Annotated in this window: 1 protein-coding gene (only partly in view); it reads left to right on the forward strand. The window is 69.1% G+C overall.

Annotated elements, in window-relative coordinates; translation table 11 throughout:
• Window positions 1-21,292 carry the start of a hypothetical protein gene (locus AC3ERS_RS05355; RefSeq protein ID WP_431964074.1) on the forward strand. Its footprint extends 23,726 nt past the window's final position, so 21,292 of the gene's 45,018 nt are visible here — the first part of the coding sequence; it begins with the start codon at window positions 1-3; the stop codon falls past the right edge of the window.

The following is a 21,292-nucleotide window of genomic DNA, read 5'->3' on the forward strand; positions in this document are numbered from 1 at the left end:
ATGGGTTATTGGACGATCCCGCCGGAGCTCGCTTGGCTCGAGTGGGTAGCGGGTTCGGAGATCACGCGCGTCGATCCCGACGACGTGGTCAAGATTTCCGCGGCGCTGCGAGATATCGCTGATGAGATCCTCAATGAGGCGATAGCGGAGGCGGATACCGCCGCGGCGGCGGTGGTCAACGCGTATCCGCTGGGTGATGGTGGGCAGCAGGTCGCCGATTCGTTGCGGGCGGTGATTCATGACGACACACCCAAAGGCGGGAAGCCCGAGCACGGTTCGATCGAGTTGATGGGCAACTCGTTCAAGGATCTGGCGATTTCGGTCGACGATTTCGCCGGTGCGGTTCATGCGAATCACCTGAACGCGATCATTTCTCTCGGTTGGTTGGCTGCCGAGATGGCTTTGGCGCTTTTCAGCGGCCCAGCGGCGCCGCTTGCCGAGGCCGGGGCGATCGCGGCGACGCGGCTTGTGTTCCAGCAGATGGCGCGGTGGTTGGAGGGTCGGATCGCCAGCATGCTCGCCAGGACTTTCTTGTCGGATGCGGCGAAGCGAGTGGTGACGAAGGTCGTCTACGAGATCGTCCAGGAAGCGATCGTCGAGGTCTTCCAGGGCACCGCGCAAGAGGTGGCGGTGCAGGGCATCGTCATCGCCGAGGGTCTGAACAGCCAGGGCTGGGATACGGGCGCGATCTGGGAGAACGCCTGGGTCTCCGCGCTGGCCGGTGGTGGCGGTGGTGGTGCGGGTTTCGGATTGAACCGCGCGATGGGCCGGATCGCGCCCAGTCTGATGAACAACAACGGCGTCCGTGGGTTCATCGGCGGGTCGATCGTTGGTACGGGTGCGGGTCTTGCCGGCGCTTTTGTCGCGGCGTTGGCGACAGGGAACTGGGATCCGCGTTCATTCGTCGGTGGCGCGCTCTCCGGTGCGGGGCCGAGCGGTATTCATGGTGCCAGGGGCCAGACCCAGCACAACGGGCCGATCAACTTCAACCAGGAGCCGGTCCGGGTTGGCACCCTGCCCGGCTCCGGACCTGACGGTACGTCCCCGGTTCCCGCACCGGACGTCAACGGTGCCGGTGCCGACGGTGGTGGAACGAACGGCGGCGGGGCGAATGGAGCTGGGACCAACGGCGCCGGAGCGAATGGCGCCGGAGCCAATGCCAATGGCGGTAGTGGTGCTGGAACTCCGAACACCACACCGGCGTCGGCCGACACCAGCCAATATGCCGGAAACGCAGGTACTTCCGATGCCGGACCGGTGGGCTCGAGCGAGGCCGGTGGTGACTCGGCGGCGAGCCAGCAGAGCGCTGCCCCGGCCACTTCCGGTCAAGGCAATGCGAATTCCGGTGCCAACGAGGGTGATGCGAACACCTCGACCGGTGATTCCGCCGTACAGAACAGCAGCGCCCCCGCAGCGGGCGCGCATTCGGTCGCGCCGAGCGGAGAATCCGCGCAAGTTGGCACCGATTCCGCACAAGCGGGCGGGGGCTCGGCACATACGGGCGCGGATACCGCCGCGCACACGGGTCAGCCCGCCTCTGTTGGTTCGGATTCGATTGCGCCGGACGGTAATTCAGCTGCGGATGGCCACCGCGTAGCCGACGGCTCCACCCGGGAAACTTCGGCTGCCGGCGTCACCGATTCGGGGACGCCCATGTCCGGTACCGGTACGACCGGGGCCGCTGTCGGCGGAGCGTCGCCCGCGGCGCAGACGCCTGGCGTCACTCCCGTGAACGCCGGATCGGTCGGGGTGGGCACGCCCGGTGCGCCGGCGGTTGCCGGTGCCCCCGGTGCGGCCGTTTCCGGTTCGACGCCCGCTGTCGCCGGGCCGACGGCCTCGAACGTCGCCCCCGGCGCATCGTCGCTGGCGTCCTCGTCGCCCACCTCGTCCGCTGCTCCGGTGCCGCAGTCCGGTAGCGCCCCCGCGTCGGGTGCTTCCCGGCCCGCCCATGCACAAGGGAACTCCACCGCGCTGGATGGCACTACGCGCGCCGTCCCGCCCGATACGGTCGGCGCGGCGCCGACCGGCGAGGGCTCGCCGGAGGTCGGCGCGGGCCCGGCCCGGGCGGCCGGTGTTCCCGGCGCGTCGACGGACCAGGCCGGACCGGTTCAGGCGCGAATCACGGATTCCGAAGCGCCGCAGTCCCGATCGGAGGCGGACGCGGAGGCCGCCGCGTCGAGCGTCGATCAGCAGCAGGTGCAGGTCGGCCCTGCCGACCTGGTTTCGCCCGACCCGGCGCCGACACCGCCGGACGGCACGGCGGATTCGATTTCTCGACAGCGAGATACGGACGACGCGGCCGATCAGGACGACGCTAACGCCGTGGACCCGGCCCCGGCTGCCCTCGCGCTGCCCCCGCTGCCGCCCGCATCGCCCGGCCGACCGGGACCCGCCCCGAGCAGTTCACGCCCGACCACCGACGGCGATCGGGCGGCTGCCGAGCCCGACACGAGTTCGAATGCCGCCCCCGATACGCGGCCGAACCCCGACCGCGACCCCGATCTGGATCCGGATCTCGATCCCGACAGTGTGCCTGTCGCGGACTCCGCCGCCAATGCGGCCGCCGCACTCGACGCTGGCGCGGACTCCGCCGCCAATGCGGCCGCCGCACTCGACGCTGGCGCGGACACCGATGCCGATGCGGGCGCCAATCCCGATGCGAATACCGCCGATGACGCGGATGCCGATTCGGATGCCGACTCCGATACTGATACCGATCCAGACGCAGACTCCGGCGCGGACACGGACACGGACACGGATACGGACGTCGACACCGACCTCGATGTCGACACGGACGCCGATGCCGATGCCGATGCCGACACGGACGCCGATGCCGATGCCGACACGGACGCTGATGCAGATGCAGATGCCGATGCCGATTCGGATGCCGACGCCGACCTCGATACCGATCCAGACGCAGACTCCGATGCGGACACGGACCCTGACGCCGACGCCGACACGGATCCCGACGCGGATCCGGATCCTGACGCCGACACAGATCCCGACGCAGACAACGATTCTGACGCGGACTCCGACAACACCAACACCCGTGACCCGCGGCGTGTCCTACCCGACGACAGCCGCGAGGCGACCCGCGCGGAGATCGACGAGGCCGACGCCATCCTGAATCGGATGGAGCCGGGTCTGCGTGCGCAGGATCTGCTGCTCGGCGATTCCGACGCCAATCCCGCCACCGACGACGATGCCGCGGCGCAGGCGGACAAGAACTCCCGGCGGTGGAACGCGCTGACCGACGCCGAACGGGCCGCCCTGATTCGTGCGTATCCGGATGTGATCGGCAGAGCACCCGGCATCGACTCGCATTCCGCCGACACCGCCAACCGGTTGCAGATCGCCCAGGATATCGCGGATCTCAGCGCACGCGACAGCCTGAACCGCCAGGAACGTGAGCGACTGCGCAACCTGAGGCGCACGGTCGCCGACTTGCGGCAGGCACAACTGCGGGCCGCGCGGATCGATCCGAACCTGCCGGTGCGCGTGCTCGCCTACGATCCGAGTGCCTTCGGTGGAAAGGGCAGGGCGCTCGTCGCGTTCGGCAACCCGGACACGGCGACGCTGGTGTCGTTGCATGTGCAGGGCAGGGACGCGACTGTGGCGGATCTCGGCGCAGTCCTCCAGGACACCGCCGCCAGGCACGCCGCGGCCACGGGCCGCCTGCGCGCGGGAGACTCGCTGGCATCCATTGCCTGGCTCGGTTACGACACACCGGGTCGGGCATCGGCGATGGTGAACTGGCGTGCGAAGAAGGCGGCGGAGCTGCTGCGGCGCGATATCGCGATCCTCGACGCGACCAGGGCGGTGGCGGGGGACAAGCCGTCCGTCAGGATCATCGCGGGCGGCTACGGTGTCGACGTCGCGGCGGCCGCGGGCCGCAAGGGCCGGTTGTCGGGCCTGGTCGGCGATATCGCGCTGGTCGGCACGCCGGGAGATCCGATTCTACCGTCGAAGCACTTCGGCGACGACGTGCGAGTGTTCGTGCCCGATGAGACCAACGGGCTCTACCACCAGTGGAACGCGCCGGAACCCCAGGGATCGAGGCCGCCGCGAGGGGTTCCGGTCGACACCATGTACCGGGTGTCCGATATCGAGTCCAACGGGGCGGGGACGGCACCGTACCTGCCGGATGTCGATCCGTCGCAACCGAATTCGCCACGTCCGGACGTGACCGAGAATGGCTGCGGACCACAGGCGCTGTGGAAGGCGGCCCAGGTCACCGGCAACCCCGCCATCACTGTTCCGGCGCCGGACAGTGTCGGCCCGGACGGCATGGACTGGCGCGATATGGAGCGGCATGCCGATGCCCAGCTGACTCCGTTGTGGAGGCGAGGGCGCCTCGCCGCATTGAACCTGCTGGGGCCCGGACGCAAGCGGACGGGGCAGCACGCGATCGCCGACGCGCTGCGGTACATGCGCGGCAAGTCCGCCGTGATCGTCATCAATCAGCAGCGCGGTAGCGTCCCCGACGGCGAACCGGGCGCGCACGCGTTCACCATGTACTGGGACGCCGACACCGAAAAGGTCATGGTGTATGACCCGCTCCGGCAACCGGACCCGTTCGAGTTCGATCCCACCAAGGTGCCGAACGCGAAGGCCACCTGGGGCATCTTCTACAACAAGAACGGCATCGCCACACGTCCGCTCGGCGACGAAGGCAGGCATGGGCTCGCGGCCGGAAGCGGCGCGCAGAACGACGATCTCGATCGGCAGATGCCGCCGCGAGCGGGCACGAGCGATCCCGCCGATCCGATGGCCGCGCTGCGGCGCCACCTCGACGAAACGCGGACACCCGAGCGACAGAGCCCGGATCCGCTGACCGACCCCGAGCGCGCTTACGTCAACGATCTGTCCACCCGTCTCGGGCTGGGGGATTCGCTGTCCAATGCCGCGGATCCGTTGCGGGCACTGGCAGATCTGGCACAGCGGGTCGCGCCGTCGCCGCAAATGTCGCCGGATCCGGGATCGCGACCCGATGTCGCGTCACCATCACCGGAAACCTTTGTACCGCGACCATTGCCGCCCGAATTGACGCAGGCGTGGCTGCTTCGTCAGATGAATGTGCCCCTCGACGCGCCGCTTCAGGCACTGCTCGAGGCGGCGATTGCCGAGCAGCAGGCTCGAACACTGTTGCGCGCAGGCGCGATCGAGGCTCTCGCCCTCGCGATCCGGTCCCCGATCGACTCCGCCGACCTGGACCTGAGCGCCGCGGAACTCGCCCACTGGGCCGGTGCGCTCGAAGTGTCCGCCGTCGATCTCGCCACCGATCGCGGCGTCGCCGAAACGTTGACCAGGCTGCGCGCGGAAACCCGTGATTTCGCCGCCACCATCGCCCAGCTGGCCGACGCACCCCCGCAGCGAGATGACTCGGGTTCCGCCAGTGGGCGGTCGCCGGAGTCCGCGTCGCGTGCGGTGGCAGAGCGCAATCGTGGTCGTTGCGCGGAGCTGTCGTTGCGGTTGATCAAGGCATTGACCGGCAGTTCGGTGATCAGGCTGCCGTCAGGGGCTGTCGGGCCGGCCGGAATGACCGCGGCCGAGGTGCAGGCCGCGGCGGGTGGGCAGCTGCGCACGGTGTCCGATCACGACGAGATCGCGCGGGCGCTGCTGGACATGCCGGAGGGGTCTTCGGCCTTGGTGGTCGATGCCTATACCGGTCCGGTGGATGAGCACGGTGTCGGTGCTCATGCCTATGTGCTCAGGCGCGAGAAGGACGGCGTCGTGGTGTACGACGCGGGCGCGAGCACCGTGCGGGGTTACCCGCCGAGGCTGCCTTCCGATATCGGCTCGACCCATATGATCCTGTTCGACGACTGCGGCGTTCCGGTGCACCCCATCGCGACAGACGGATCCGGCCTCCACCCGGCCGTGGATCTGCCAGTGCGCATCGGCCTTTCGCTCGGCGCACACTCCGATCAGGTCACTTCGCTGCTGGAGCTGACCAGAGTAGGCAGAGAAATCCTCGCCGTACTGGGGGACGGCGACATCGCGGTCGATTTCAGGCACCAGATGACCAGCGAGTTCGCCGATGGCACGTACGACTCGGAATCGGTTGTCGCCGAAGTCCGCGCCACTGAACGGGATCTCCTTCGTCAGGCGCTGACGCTGGTGCACGAAGGCGTACACGCGCAGATGGCGTGGGACGGCGAAACCAGCAACCGGTTGAATCGGATTCGCATGCTGGGCCGGGACGAGTACATCGCGTCGATGGTCCGCGAGGAAGCCCTCGCGGCCGGACGGGAGTTCGAGTTCGCTCGCGAACTACGCACGCTCGGTTACGCAGTCGACGACGATATCCGGCCCGCCGAGCGCTACCTCGCGGCCTACGACGCCAGGGCAGCGCAGGCGTCGCGCGCCGGCCTCGGCCTCACCGACGAGGAGATCCTGACCCGCGCACGGGAAGCAGGCGCGGCCGCCATCGCGGAGTACATCGCCACCTATCGGTGGGCGGATGGCAACAACTACGTCGAGTACTACGGCGCCGCATGGGACGACGTCATGACCGGCGGGTCCGATGTGCACGGGTGGAGTTCGCTCGAAGTGGAGGCGGAGGTCTCCGAGAACGCGACACGGCGGGTCGTCGCCCAACGGCGTCGGATGGAGCTGGCGGGGCAGATCAACGATCTCGCAAGCAGTCTCTACATCAACACCGTCGAGACCATCGACCCGGAACTGCGCGCGGAGACGCTGCCGAGGCTGCGCGAGGCGAACGAGCGGGAATTGGCCGAGCTGGCCGCACGGCTCGGTGTGGATCGAGCCGATGTCGGCCGGGACATGCTGCCCGACGCGGCGAGGGAGCGACGGCGCGCCGAGCTGCTCGGACGTGAACTGAAGCTTCGATTGTTGTCCGATCTCGGCGATCAGTATCACCTGCAGGGTGAGTTGATCAACCGTGCCGACACCGCCGCGAATGCCGCGGTGGCCAGGGATGTGCTCGCGTCCGAACTCGAGGAGACCGGACTCGACGGGGCGGAGACGATCACCCCGCACGTCGCGCTGGTCGCGGGAGAGCCGCCTCGGGTGGTCGTCGTCGCGCTCGAGCGCGAGCACGGCGCCGCGCTCGCGGGGGCATTGGCGGGCCGCCCGGATCTCGAGGCCGCGCTGCGTCATCCCGATCTGGATCTGCGGCTGATCGAGGTCGGAGAGCCGGGGCCGGACGCGAATGTCGAGGTGACATCGCTTCGTCGCGACGCAGGTCCCGACGTCGTCGATGAAGCGTTGAATTGGACTTCCGAGGACGAGCCCGCCGTATCGGTGGGGATGCCGGGTGATTCCGCGGGCGAGATGTCGGCGGATCGGATCGCGCGGGTCCGGCATCTGCTGGAGAGCAGCGAGATCGGCGCGTGGGCCGATGACATGCTTCGGCGCAACAACGTTCGCGTGGTGCACGAACTGGACGTCGAGCCGCGCTATTACCCGGAGCGTAGGACGCTCGTTCTCGGCTACGGGACCTCGGAGGTCCGGCAGGCCATCGACATGGTGCACGCCGCCGCCCACTTGCGTGATGCCGCGGAGGGATTGTCACCGCATCCGTTGACGACGCAGCGTGGCGACTACGTCGACGCGATGGTCCGGCAGGAGAGCCGCGCGCACGCGCTGGAGGCAGAGTTCGTCAAACAGTTGCGGGCCGGTGGACACGTCGTTCCGGTCGGCGATCTGGAAGGCGCGAGCGATGCCGCACGTCCCGGGATGGCGCGTCGGGCCCTGAATCGGATGACCGAGTTGTCGCGGCCGCGGCGCCTCGATGATCCGATGCGGGACCCGGCGCTCGACTTCGGTGCGGCAGCGATCCGGACGTATCTCGAGACTTACGACGGTGGGATCACCGACTACGTCGGCGTCTACACCAGGGATTGGAACGACGCGAACGGCGTGGTTGCCGACGGCACGGTCGCGACCGCCCTCCCCGATACCGATATCCACCAGCATGTCGATGATGCGGAGTTCGTCGAGCATTCGGATGACGACTCGCCGGATGTCGCCGACGTCTATCAGGACGCCGATGACGCGGAGTTCGTCGAGCATTCGGATGACGACTCGCCGGATGTCGCCGACGTCTATCAGGACGCCGATGATGCGCAGTTCGTCGAGCATTCCGATGTCGGCGCCCCGCACACCTCCGAGGCGAACCGCGGCCGCTGCGCCGAACTCGCGCTGCGCCTGATCAAGCGGATGACCGGCAGCACGACGATCGAGCCGCCGAACGGTCCGGTCGGGCTCGATGGCATGTCGCGGGCGGAGGTGCAGGAAGCCGCGGGTGGCCAGCTGCGGTCCTACGCCGATCATGACGCGATCCGCCGGGCGATCCCGGAAGGGGGCTGGGCGCTGGTCATCGACGAGTATTCCGGTCCCCTGGACGAATTCGGTGTCGGTGCCCACGCCTATGCGCTCGGACCGGGGACCGACGGTTTGACCGTTCGGGATCCCGGCAAGGAGGAGGAGCACGGCTTCCCGCCATCGATTCCGCGGGAGTTGCACGGTACGTACGCCATCATCCTCGATTCACAGGGCAACCCTGTGCATCCCATCCGGGGAAAGGGCGCCGGGTATCTGCCGACGGCGGATTCGCCGGTGCGTATCGGCCGCTCGCTCGACTCGCACGCCGATCAGGTGCGAGCGTTGTTGCGCGGAACGGAGACCGGCGCGGATGTGCTTCGAGTGCTGGACGATTCGTCGATACGGGTGCAATACGAACGGGCGGCCGCGGATCGGCGCAGCGGTGGGTTCGCCGCCGACTCGTTGACGGCCACGGTGTACACCGGCACCCGTGATCAGGTGCGTCAGGCCTTGTCGTTGGCGCACGAGTCGGTGCACGCCGAGCGGTATGTACGCGGCGAGTCCGGCCATCTCGGCATGGACCGTGCGACGTTCATCCGCACCATGGTCGCCGAGGAGGCGGCGGCGGTAGCGCGGTGGATCCAGCTCGCCCGCGAGTTCCGCGCCGACGAACAGCTCGGTGGATACTTCGGCGACCGGCACTACCTCGAAGACATCTACGACGCGGCATTCGACGCGGCGCTCGCATCGGACAGCGGCACAGCGCAATCCGTCGATGCCGACGGCCTGCGTCGAGCGCACGACCGCGCGGCCGAGGCGTTGATCGACGAGATCAGAACCCATGTCTGGCCGAACGGCAGGAACTATGCCGAGTACTACGGTGCCGAATGGGACAGCGCCCGTACCGATCACGCCGGGTTCTACGACGCGCAGATCACGCGGGAACCGTCACCGGAGGCGGCCGCGGCCTTGCGGGCTGGTGCGGTGGACCGCGGCCGGGCGCAGCGCGATCTGGTCGACATCACCGACGAACTGAACAGCAGGGCGGGCGAATACGGTATCGCCGCGCACCTCGACGCCGACTCGTTGTACCGGGAGCTCACCGCGCGTCTCGGGCCGGTTCGCGACGAGATGGCCGATCCATCGATCACGCCCGAGCGGTTGGCCGAGCTGCGGCGCACCGCGCACGATCTGCTTTCCCTGACCGATCTGACGGTGCGGCGGGAGAACGCGCAGACGGACTTCGACCAGCAGGCCGATCGCGTGACCGCGTTGGCCGCCCGCGAAGTGCTGGCCGCCCATGCTCCCGGCGCGCGCCCGCTCGGCGACCACTACGTCCATGCTCCCGGCAGGCCGAACCGGATCGTCATCGCCGGTGAGTCCTTCCAGCACCAGGCCCTTCGCAATGCCGCGGCGGCCGATCCACGGGTTCGCGCGCTCATGCGCGGCGGTCCGGTCGAATTCGAGCACATCTCGCTCGGCGTCGATGAATTCGGCCAGGTCCGAGCACGCACGGTCGACTCGATAGATCCGCGGGTGTTCGAATCCTCCGACAGGGTCGTCGAGGAACCGGATCTGGCCGCCGCCGCGACGAGGCAGCGACTCGAGCCGATCCTGGCGGCGCTGTCGAACAGCGCGGTCGGCGGGTGGGCGCTGGAAACCCTGCGTCGTCACGGCGTCACGATCGAGCACAGTTCCGGCGGTCCGGTGCGGTACTACCCCTCGCGGCGGGTGCTGGCCATCGACGCGGGCGCCACCGACGGTGAGCACATGCGCGCGATCGTGAGCGGCGCGATGCACGCCGAGTTCGCGGGCAGGCAGGATGCCGCGGTCGACGCCCGTGACCGGATGCGTTCGGAGCGACAGGATTACGTCGATCGCAAGATCGACGAGGAGACCTCGGCCCGCGTCTGGGAGATCGTCGCGGCCGTGCAGTTGCGTGGCGCGGTGGAACTCACCGCGACCGATCACGTCTACCTCGATGCCTACCGTAAGGCGCGCGAGGACGCGGCGAACGAGATCGGCGGCCCCGCCGACGAATTGGATCGGATCGCGAACCAGGCCGGTTTCGACGCGCTGCGCCCGCACGTAGCGGCGCATCGCCCCGCGGGCTCCGATCCGACCAACGCCGAGTTCTACGATCAGGCGTGGCGGGAAGCGCACGGCGGGCCCGCCGCCGCCTCGGACGACCAGCACTCCACCCCGCCCGCGGGCCGTCCGGAGTTCCGCCACGACGCTGATCACCAGGCGGAAATTAATGGGGCACTGCGAGATTCGTGGACATTGCGCCCAGGTCTTCCCGGTGAGAACGATGTACAAGGGGTGCTCGGGTTCAGTGCCGTCGGTCGCGATGCGGCGGCGGCGTTGCGCGACCTGAACGCCGACGTGCGTTTCGACGCGGACGGATCCGTCGACGTGTTCGACGGCAGGACGATGGAGGTGTCGGTCGGGGCGCGGGATCGCAGCCATCCCGCCCAGGCCGCCGCCGTCGTCCGCGCAGCGACGCTCGCCGACGCCGTGCGGACCGGTCTGCTGGAGGTCACGCCCTCGCGCGTGCGCGCCCAGGATCGGTCCGACTTCATCGCCGCGCGCGTCCGCGCCGAAGCGCTGGCACTGGGCAGGCAGGCCGAGTTCCATCGTGAACTCGAGCTGGCCGGATACGACACCGCGGCCGATCCGGTCACCGACCCGGCCGCGCGGCAGCGGCTGGAGGCGACCTACCTGTCCGCCTTCGATGCCGAAATCGCCGCGCGACAGCCTGATTCGGAGATCGATCCTGCTCTGCTCGAACGAGCGCGGCAGGTCGGCGTCGACGCACTGCTGGCGAGCGGCGAATTCGACGCACCGGACGGTTCCGGACCCGCACGCGCCCACCGGGATGCCGCGGCCGAGTTCTGGGACGCCCAGCACCGCATCACTGCACCGGACGGGCTGCGCGAATACGCGCCGACCACGCGGGACGCGGCGCGGGCACTGGAGGATATCGGCAGGAAGCGCGCAGCCGTCGAACGCGAACTCGCCCGGGTCGAGGCGGATTGGGATCGCGTGGCCGGGCGATTGGGCGATGTCTCGCGGCTGCGCGGGGACGCGGACACGCTCGATCGGCAGGACGTGTCGGCGCAGTTGCATGGGCCCGATGGCCCGCGCAAGATCGGTGCCCACATCGACCTGGCCGTGCTCGCCGAACTGACCGCACGCCATGGCGAACTGACCGAGCGGCGCCGCGCGCTCGGCGACGACCTCGCCGCGGCGGTCCGGCGAGATCTCGGCGCCGAGGAGCCGATCACGCTCCACGTGACCGAGGGCGGCGTCGTGTTCCTCGGCAGCGACGGCGACGCCCACGCGGATGTGGACCTGCCGCCGCCACCTTCGGACTCGGATGCGCGCGCAGTTCGTCTCGAGGACGACGCCGCGCCAACGGAATTGGCGGATCTGGTGGCGAAGGCCTCGGATCGGGTCGCCGCGGTGCTCGGGGATCACCGCCACGACATCGGTCGATGGGCGGCCCAGATGCTGCGGCGCCACGGTGTGCGGGTGCTCTACACCTCCGAACCGCGCTCGTATTCCGCCAGCCGGGACCACGTGGAGGTGGGGCTGGAGGAATCCTACGACCCGTCGACGAACACGGTGGTTCTGCGCGAAAGCGACAATCCGCGCCAGCGGGCCGTCGCGCTGGTCCGCGCCGCCCGCCTCGCCGAGCTGCATGCCACGTCGCCCCACGGGCCGATACCGCAACTCCGCATGTCGCGCACGGAGTACATCGACCTGATGCTGGATCACCAGGCCGACGCCGCGGCGCTGGGATTCGCGGCGAACCACCAGTTCACCGATGGGAACATGATCGGGTCCATGGCCGGTTCGTTGGCGAAGGCCTACCTCCGGGCGTTCGATCGGGCAGGCGATGTCCTCGCCAAGGCCTACCGCAATGACCCGGCGATCACCGGCCAGCTGCTCGATGCCGCCTCCCATCGAGCCGCCGTCCGGGCGGTGCGCGACAACCTCGACGAGCTGGTGCCCGAAGTCGACGGCCGGAACTTCACCCAGCGGTTCTCCGATCAGTGGTATCGCGCGCACGGCATCACCCCTGGCCCGGCCGTGCCGCTCGCCGAGACGGACGCACCCGCCCCGCCGAGGCGGCGCATCCACGCCCTGGTGGCGGAGCTCGAGCAGGTGCGTGAACTGCGTGCCGACGGCGAGGGCTCGGGCATCCCACGCAGCCCGATGGAAGAGGTGTACTCCGACGCCTACGACCGCGCGCACCGCAAAGCCGAGCGGGCACTGGTACGCAAGAAGTCCTCGCGGCCACCGGAATCGGTCGCCAGAGAGGCCGGAGAGCTTGCGATCCGCCGCCACGTCGACAAGGTGGGAATCGACAACGCCGAGCTGATCGTCGACGTCGTGCGGGCCGCTCGCACGGACGACTCCGACGACGCGCACTGGGGCAACCCACGTGCGAGCAGGACACCCGAGCCGCTCGGCGACGGGTCCGTTCCGGACGGCGCGAGCCCCGCCGACTCCGCGGCGGATGACATCGTCGCCGAGGCTGCCGACGCTTCTCCGTCGGTCCCCGTGGCCGCGCACTCCGAGCCCGATGGACTGAGCTCGTGGCGCGCCACCGTCCCGGATCGTCGGTACGCCGAGGTCTTGGAGGTGCTCCGCGGCAGCGAAACAGGCCGTGCAGCAATCGAACTGCTCGCCGAAATGCGTGCGGGCGTGCGTTTCGACGGCGGGCGGCCGGGCAGTGCCGACAGCTTCGATGGTGCGACGATGGACATCGTCGTCGGTGCGCGCGATCGCGGCCAGCAGGCGCAGGCCGCGGCGGTGGTGCGGGCGGCGGCGTTGGCGGCCGCGGTGCGCACCGGGCAGCTCGAGGTGACGCCATCGCGTATCCGGGCGATGAAGCGGGAGGCCTATATCGCCACCCGGCTGCGCGCCGAGGCCGACGCATTCGGCAGGCAGGCGCTGTTCCACCGGGATTTCGGCACTCCCGAAGTCGGCCCATCCGAATCACTGGTGGACCGCAACTACCGGAGGGAGTTGGAGCAGCGATATCTGGCCGCGTACGACTCCGCCCTCGCCGCCGCCCGGCGGCCCAGCGGAGATCTGGACGTGGAGCGGCACCGGGCGATCGCTCGCGAGGCAGGCGTCAAGGCGCTGCTGGCGACCGACTTGTTCGACTCGCCGTATCTCACCGACAGCGGCGTGCGTCTCGGTGACATCGCCGGTGGTGAGTGGGATGCCGTGCAACGCATCGTCGTTCCCGAAGGGACGGACGAGTATGTGCCGTCCACCCCGGAGGCAGCGCGCCGGGTCGAGGGCCTGATCCGCGAGCACGCGGACGTCCGGCGAGCGCAGGCGCTCGTCCAGTTCTCCTTCGATCAGACGGTCGAGCAGCGCCGCCGGTATATGCAGATTCCCGACGACTTCGATCTCGGATCCGATCAGGCATCGATCATCGCCGAACTGCGGAGCATCGCGCAGAAGCAAGCGCTCGGCGGCGACGGTTTCGTCGTCAACGCGTTGCTCACCGACCTATCCCAGTGGCATGCCCGGTTGGACGACGAGCGGGCACGGCTGGAGGGCGAGATCGCCGACGCCATCGGTCGCGACCTGCCGCAACCTACCCAGGACGGCGGCCAGGGGGTCCGACGTCCCCGTGTCCATCTCGACGAATCGGGTGCGGTGTTCGTGCGCCGACCGGACGCGAGCACACCGGAAACTGCCGAGTCCGGACAGCGGACCGTGCCGGTCGACCCCGATGCCGCCAAACCGGACGGGCTGGAGAACCTCACCGCCCCGCGCAACAAAAGGTTGTTGTTCGATCTGCGGCGCGGCGCCGGGCAGATCGGCGAGTGGGCGGCAGCCGCTCTGGCACGGCATGGTGTGCAGATCCGCTACACCGATGATCCCGCCGCGATGATCGCGCGGTCGGACGGGGACGAACCGGTGCCGGTCCACGATCGGGCGACGAATACCGTTGTCCTCCAGTACTACGACGGCGCGCCGACTCAGGTGGCGGCGCTGGTACGCGCCGCGGTCGCGGCCGGATTGCATGCCCGTGGCGCGGATCGGGCGCCGGACCGGTTGTCGCTGCACCGAAACGACTACATCGCGGCCGAGTTGGACCGCATGGCCGCCGCGTACGCGATGGACTTCCAGTACCGGCGGGTCGCCGCCGCCATTGCCGGCGAAGCGGACTACTACTCCCGTCCGACGCGCCGTAAGGGCGGGCGGCACATCGACGATCCACTGGAACTGGCGTTTCTCGACGCGTTCACCGAGGCGAGGAAGATCGCCGAGCAGATCTACGGCAAGAACAGCGCGGTGGGCCGGGACATGCTGGACGCCGCCGCCTACCGCGCGGGTCTGCGGGCCGTCCGCGCGGCCATCGAGGCATCTGGATTGCGCATCGACGGGCTGACTCCCGCCGAATATGCCGGGGCGGAGTGGGACCGGGCCCGTGGACTTCGACCCGATCTCGCGCCCGAGGGCGAAGCGGAGCTCGCGCCGGTCGCCGACGACAGCCCGCAGGCGCTCGACCAGCAGGCCCGCCGATACGTCGACGAGATCCGGGGATTCCCGGAGAAACGGGCCGAGGGTCACTACATCCCATACGGCCCGGCCGAGACCGCGTACACGGCGGCCTATGACGAGGCGCATCGCAAGGCCGAGCGCGCCCTCGCGAGCGATCCCCAGGCGCGTTCGCCGCAGACGGTCGCCGAGGCGGCCGGTCTCGCCGCCGTTCGCAAGTACGTGGAGAAGGTGGGCGCCCAGCGCGCCGAGATCGCCTTCGACGTCGTCCGTTCGGCTGACTCGATCGAACAGGACGGTCTGTACTGGGGCTCGCCGCGCATCGACCCCACTGCCGATGTACCCGAGCCGGATTCAGCGCAGCAGGCGGAACCGGTCGCCGACGACCTGGTGCGGCGTGTCCTCGACGACAAGCTGGCCGAGCGCGCCGACGGTGAACAGTTGAGCCCGAATGTGCTGCGGTTCCAGTCGGAGTCGGGCACGACCGAGTTGCTGGTGATCGCACCGAAGGGCGGGCACCTCGATGCACTGGACCAGGTGAGCCGCGACCACCCGGCGCTGCGCGACGCCCTGTGGGACGGGCACCATATTCGATACCTGGAAGTCGCGCCGGGGCCTGAGGGCAACCCGTCCACGGTCGTGCTCTCCCGCGATGTGGCCGAGGGACCGCGCCGCAACCCCTCGCTGGCCGACGCCGTCGACACATTCCTGTCGGAGTACCTGCGGTTCCGGGCCGAGGGCAGGATCAGGGAGGGGTTCGTCGACTGGATCACCCGGCTGGGGGAGGAAGGGTTCCACCTCCAGAACGAGGCCCGGCTCGCGTTCCGGATGGAGAATCGGTGGGTATCGACGCCGGTGCGCCTGAAGCCCGATTTGGTCAAGGTGGGATTCCGTGCGGCGCAGAACAATCCACGATTGCCGGAGACCGATCCCGCCGCAGTGGCCTACCGCCTGCACACGCGGCAGATTCCGCAGCTGCTCGAGCAGGTGCGCGAACCGTTGCCGAGCCCGCAGTTCATCAACAGGTTGGTAGAGGTCGGCCCGGTCCGGGTGGACATCTACCTGGAGAACGACGGCAAGGGCGGCTGGCGGGTGCCGCTGACCGGGCGCGGCGGCGGCACCGACGTGCTGGCCAGGTATTTCCAGGGCATGACCGATTCCGATCCGGATCGGTTGGTGGAAAAGATCGCTCAGAGACTTATCGACGGGACCGCCGAAATAGGCGACGGCTCGCTGCCTGAGGACACGCTCGGCCGCGACGCCGACAGCCCGCTGTCGCCCGAGCTGGACGACAACGCTGCCGTGCCGGACAGCGCGAGCTCCGCTGCTGCCCCGCCCTCGGTTTCGGTGGCCACGCGCCCTGCACCCGACGGGCTGAACCGGTGGCTCGTCGGGTCGCCGGATCGTGGGTTCGCCGAGGTCTGGGATGTGCTCAGTGGGAGCGAAACCGGCCGTGCGTCCATCGAACTGCTGGCGGACATGCGCGCGGGCGTGCGTTTCGACGGTAGCCAGCCGGGCAGTGCCGATGCCTTCGGTGGGCTGACGATGGATGTCGTCGTCGGTGCGCGCGATCGTGGTCAGCAGGCGCAGGCGGCCGCGGTGGTGCGGGCGGCGGCGTTGGCGGATGCGGTGCGTGCGGGTCGGCTCGAGGTGATGCCGTCGCGTATCCGGGCGATGGACCGCGAGGCCTATGTCGAGGCTCGGCTGCGCGCCGAGGCGGACGCGCTCGGCAGGCAGGCCCTCTTCCACCAGGATTTCGGTACCCCGGAAGCAGATCCGTCCGAGTCGTTGCCTGCGCGCAACTATCGGACGGCGCTGGAGCAGCAGTACCTGGCCGCGCACGATGCCGCCATCGACTCCGCCAGGCGAGGTGACGACGGCCTCACCGAGACGCAGCTGCGTGAGATCGGGCGAGAGGCGGGCATCGAGAAACTGCTGGCGACCGATCTGTTCGACTCGCCGGACTTCGCTCCCGGCGGCGCGACTCTCCGGGACAGCGCCGGTCGTGAATGGGATGATCTGCAGCGCAACGTCATTCCGGATGGTACGGACGGATATGTGCCGTCCACTCCGGACGCGGCGCGTCAGGTCGAGGGCTTGATCCGCGAGCACGCGGACATCCGGCGGGAACAGGCGCGGATTCGGTTCGATTTCGATCGGACCGCCGGGCGGCTCCGGCGGAGTTTGCAGATTTCCGACACTGTCGATCTCGGTTCCGATCGGGAAGCGATCATCGCCGAATTGCGCCGCGTCGCGAGCCGACGGCCCGGTCTCGCCGACCTCGATATCGCCGACGCCGTGCTCGTCGACCTGTCGCGGTGGCACGCGCGGTTGGACGGTGAGCTGGCACGGCTCGAGGGCGAGATCGCCGACGCGGTCGGCCGCGATATACTGCGGCCGGGGACCACCGACGGCACGACGGTGCGCCGCCCGAGCATTCAGGTCGACGACTCGGGTTCGGTGTTCGTGCGGCCCGAGCAGGCGGACTCTCCCGAGTCGGCGGTCGACGGCACCTCACCCTATCCCGACGACCCGGCCGGATCCGGCCTCGATCAGTTGACGCGCAGCCGCCACGATTCTCTGGTCGGAAAGCTTGTCAGCCAAGCAGATCGAATCGCACCGTGGGTCCTCCGAACACTGGTGCGGCACGGTGTTGGCATTCGATTCACCGACGATCTGGCTCTTTCGGTCCGTCGCCCGGATGCCGACGACGACGCACGGTCACTCGGTTACGAGCCGCTCACCACCAGCGCGGTGATCCAGGTCGGCGATTCGCAGCACGGGCAGATCGGTGCTCTGATCCGCGCGGCGGTCGCGGCCGAACAGCGCGCGCTCGGTGTCGACGCGCAACAGGAACGGCTGACGAGGCATCGCGACGAGTACATCGCCGCGACCTTGGACCGACTGGCCGAAGCGTACGCGATGGAATACCACCATCGCCGTATGAGAGATCTCGACGATGGCACGCGGCCTTACCGTGCGAAGCGGCCGCGCGAGGACGGGCGGTTGATCGAAGACGATCTGGAATGGGCTTTCGCCGAGGCGTACTCGGCCGCGTCGAAGATCGTCGCGCCGATCCTCTACAAGAACGACGCGATCAGCTACGACATGCTCTGGGCGGCCGCATATCGTGCCGGCTTGCGGGCGGTCCGTGCGAATCTCGATGCGCTGGGCGGCCGCATCGACGGTTTGTCTCCGAGCCGGTACGCCGGGGCGGAGTGGGATCGCGCCCGCGGTCTGGACGCCGATGTCGCCTCCGCTGAACAAGGTGTGCCCGCACCCGATCGAGAAGGCCCGGAGGCACGGGACCGGCTCAGCCGCACCCTCGCCGACGAGATCCGGCGATTCCCCGAGATGCGGGCCGACGGCCGATTCATCCCGCGCGGGGCGGCGGAAACCGCCTACACCGACGCCTACGACAAGGCGTATCGCAAAGCCGAGCGCAGGCAGTCACGCGATCCCGAGGCCCGCCCGCCCGCGTGGGTCGCCGAGGAGGCCGGGCTCGCCGCTGTCCGCAAATACGTCGACAATGTGGGCGCGGAGCACGCCGAGGTCACCTTCGACATCGCTCGCTCGGCCGATCCCGGCGAACGAGGCAGACTGCATTGGGGATTGCCCGCGTTCAGGTCCGACACCGCGGCCGACGCTCAGCCGGATGCGGATTCGAGCTCGGTATCCCAGTCCGATGTCGACTCCCAGCCGGATGCGGATTCGAGTCCGGTTGCGCAGTCCGACGCCGACGCTCAGTCGGATGCGGATTCGAGCTCGGTTTCCCAGTCCGATGTCGACTCCCAGCCGGATGCGGATTCGGGCCCGATCGCCCAGTCCGACGCCGACGATCTGGTGCGGCGCGTCATCGAGGACGAACTGCGTTCGCGCCCCGATGGTGAGCCGCTGAGCCCGAACGTGCTGCGGTTCAAGCCGGAATCGAGCACGCCCGAGTTGCTGGTGATCGCGCGCGACGGCGGGCACCTCGACGCGCTGCGCGCGGTGGGGCGCGACGATCCTGCGTTGCAGAACGCCCTGTGGGACGGGCACCGTGTTCGGTACCGGAAGGTCGAGCCGGGTCCCGCCGGCGAGCCGTCGACGACCGACCTTCTCCGCCACATCGTCGAGGGGCCCTTCCGCAGCCCCTCCCTGGAAAACGCCGTCGCGTCGATGCTCTCGGAGTACCTGGCGTTCCGGGCCGACGGCAGGATCGACGAGGGGTTCGGCGACTGGTTCCTCCGGTTGGGCGAGGACGCGTTCTACCTCGAGCAGGAAACCCGGTTCGCATTCCGAGCGCAGAACCGCACGGCCTGGCGGCCGACCGAACTCCGGCACGATCTGGTGGAGATCGGATTCCGTGCGGCGCAGAACAATCCGCGCCTTCGTGAGACCGATCCCGCCGCGGTGGCGTACCGCTTGCACACGCGCCAGATTCCGCAGCCGCCGCAGAAACCGGTCGATGCGCTACCGAGTCCGCGGTTCCGCAGCAAGAAACTGACGTTCGGCCCTGTGCTGGTGTGGATCTACCTCGAGAACAACGGCCAAGGCGGCTGGCGCGTGCCGCCGCCGACACGGAACGGCCTCGCCTCCGACGTGCTGGCCCAGTATTTCCAGGGCATGACCGATACCAACCCGGACCGGCTGGCGGAAAGGATCGCCAAGAAGCTCACCGACGGAACCGCCGATCTCGGCGAGACCTCGCCGCCCAAGGGCATGTTCGGCCGCATGAAGGGCCGACTGCCGTTCGGTCGCAAGGCGAGCGCCGAAGTCGAATCGGCGATGCATCGGGTCGAGCGGGACGGCGCCGAGGCCGACGACATCCGGCTCGGGCCCGACGGCAGGCCCGAGCGTGGTGGACCGGCGAGCTACGAAGCGCCCGAGTTCCCGATGGACCCGAATGCCGATGGTGGGCAGGGGAAGCCGCCGAACCAGCCGCCCACCCCCGCGCCGTTGCCCGATGAGCCCAACGAAGGCAAGGGACATCCCGCGCCGCGTCCGGCGGCCCGGCGCGAGCATCTGTTCGAGTTCGAGGGACTGACCTTCCGACTGGATCTGACCGACAATGGCGCGGGCGCCTGGAATCCAGTACTGCGCCAGGAGAATTCGCCCGCACAGGAATCGGAGACCGCGCCGCAGGCGACGAACCCGAAGGAGGTCGAGACTCCGCACGCGGCGCAGAAGCCGCCCGGCTCCATCGACAAGCCCAAGTCGAAGTTCCTCGCGAACACCGCCTACCGCGACGGTTTCCAGGGCTACAACCCGAAGTACCCCTCCGGCTCCAGCCTGGACGGCGCCGGGCAATCGGTGCTCGGGTACTCGGTGGGTCTGCCGCTCACCAAGGACAGCGGGCACGGCGATGTGCTCCAGATCAAGTTCAACCCGGCGCGCATCCTCAAAGAGGGCGCGACGATGTGGAAGAGCCGCGAGTACGTCCCGATTCTGAACCGCCTGACCAGCCGCGTTCCCGACCGCGCCGCCGAATTCCAGCCGATCCGCGATATGGACGGCACCGAATACCGGCCCTGGATCGACGACACCGATGCCGAAGCGGTGCGCAAGGAACACGGTGTCGGCATCGATGAGATGCGACGGCGCGACGACGCGGCGCAGCAGGCGAGTTCGCCCGAGTCCCAGCAGGCTGCCACCAACGAGCTCCCGCAGCCCGACCCGCAGATCCCGGTGGCGAACACCGAAGCCACCGGCACCTTCGCCGATCTGCTGAACGAGCTGGCGGGGGCCGCCGACCGCCGCCGCGAGCTGGCGGACCGGCTCGTGGCAGCCGCCCGTGACATGGGTCTTCGCCTCGATCCCGGCCTGGACGGCGAAGCGGCCCTGCACGCGGTGCGAATCCTGCAGTATCAGCAGGCCAGGCGGATCGGTGCGCTCGCCGGGCTCGCCGAGTCCGCCGTGCGCTACGACTCGGAGAACCGGCACATCCCGTTCAGCCAGGAAGTCAGCTTCTTCGACAACGACCCGATGACGCGCTTCCTGCGTGAGATCGTGCACGCCGACGACCGGCCGACGACGCTGCTGGACTGGCAGGGGGTCAACAACGGCGGTGAGCCCGGTCGCGACTGGGGCGATCTCAGCTACACCGACCAGCCCGGCATCGACCAGGGCAAGCCGGGCTACTTCGTGAACGCGCTGCGCCGCGATCAGATCAAGGACGAGCGCGCCGTCTGGGCCCAGCTCCTGCAGGTCGACCTCCACTATCTCGACGCGCATCCGCGCGGCGCGCTCGCCGACGCCCTCGCCACCGTGTATGCCCGTACCGACGACATCGCCCGATTCGCCGAACTGGCCAGCGAATTCGTGCGTGCCGATGGCGACGCCGATGAACTCACCCGGCTGGTGACCGACCTGGCCCTGCGGTCCTCGATCGTCTCCGACGGCGGTTTCCTCATTCCGGATGCCGACGGCCTCGGGCTGCTGCCCGGTGTCGACGGCGGGCCGATCCGACTGATGGTGGTCGACGGTCACCTCG

This window comes from Nocardia sp. bgisy134 (genome assembly GCF_057708325.1).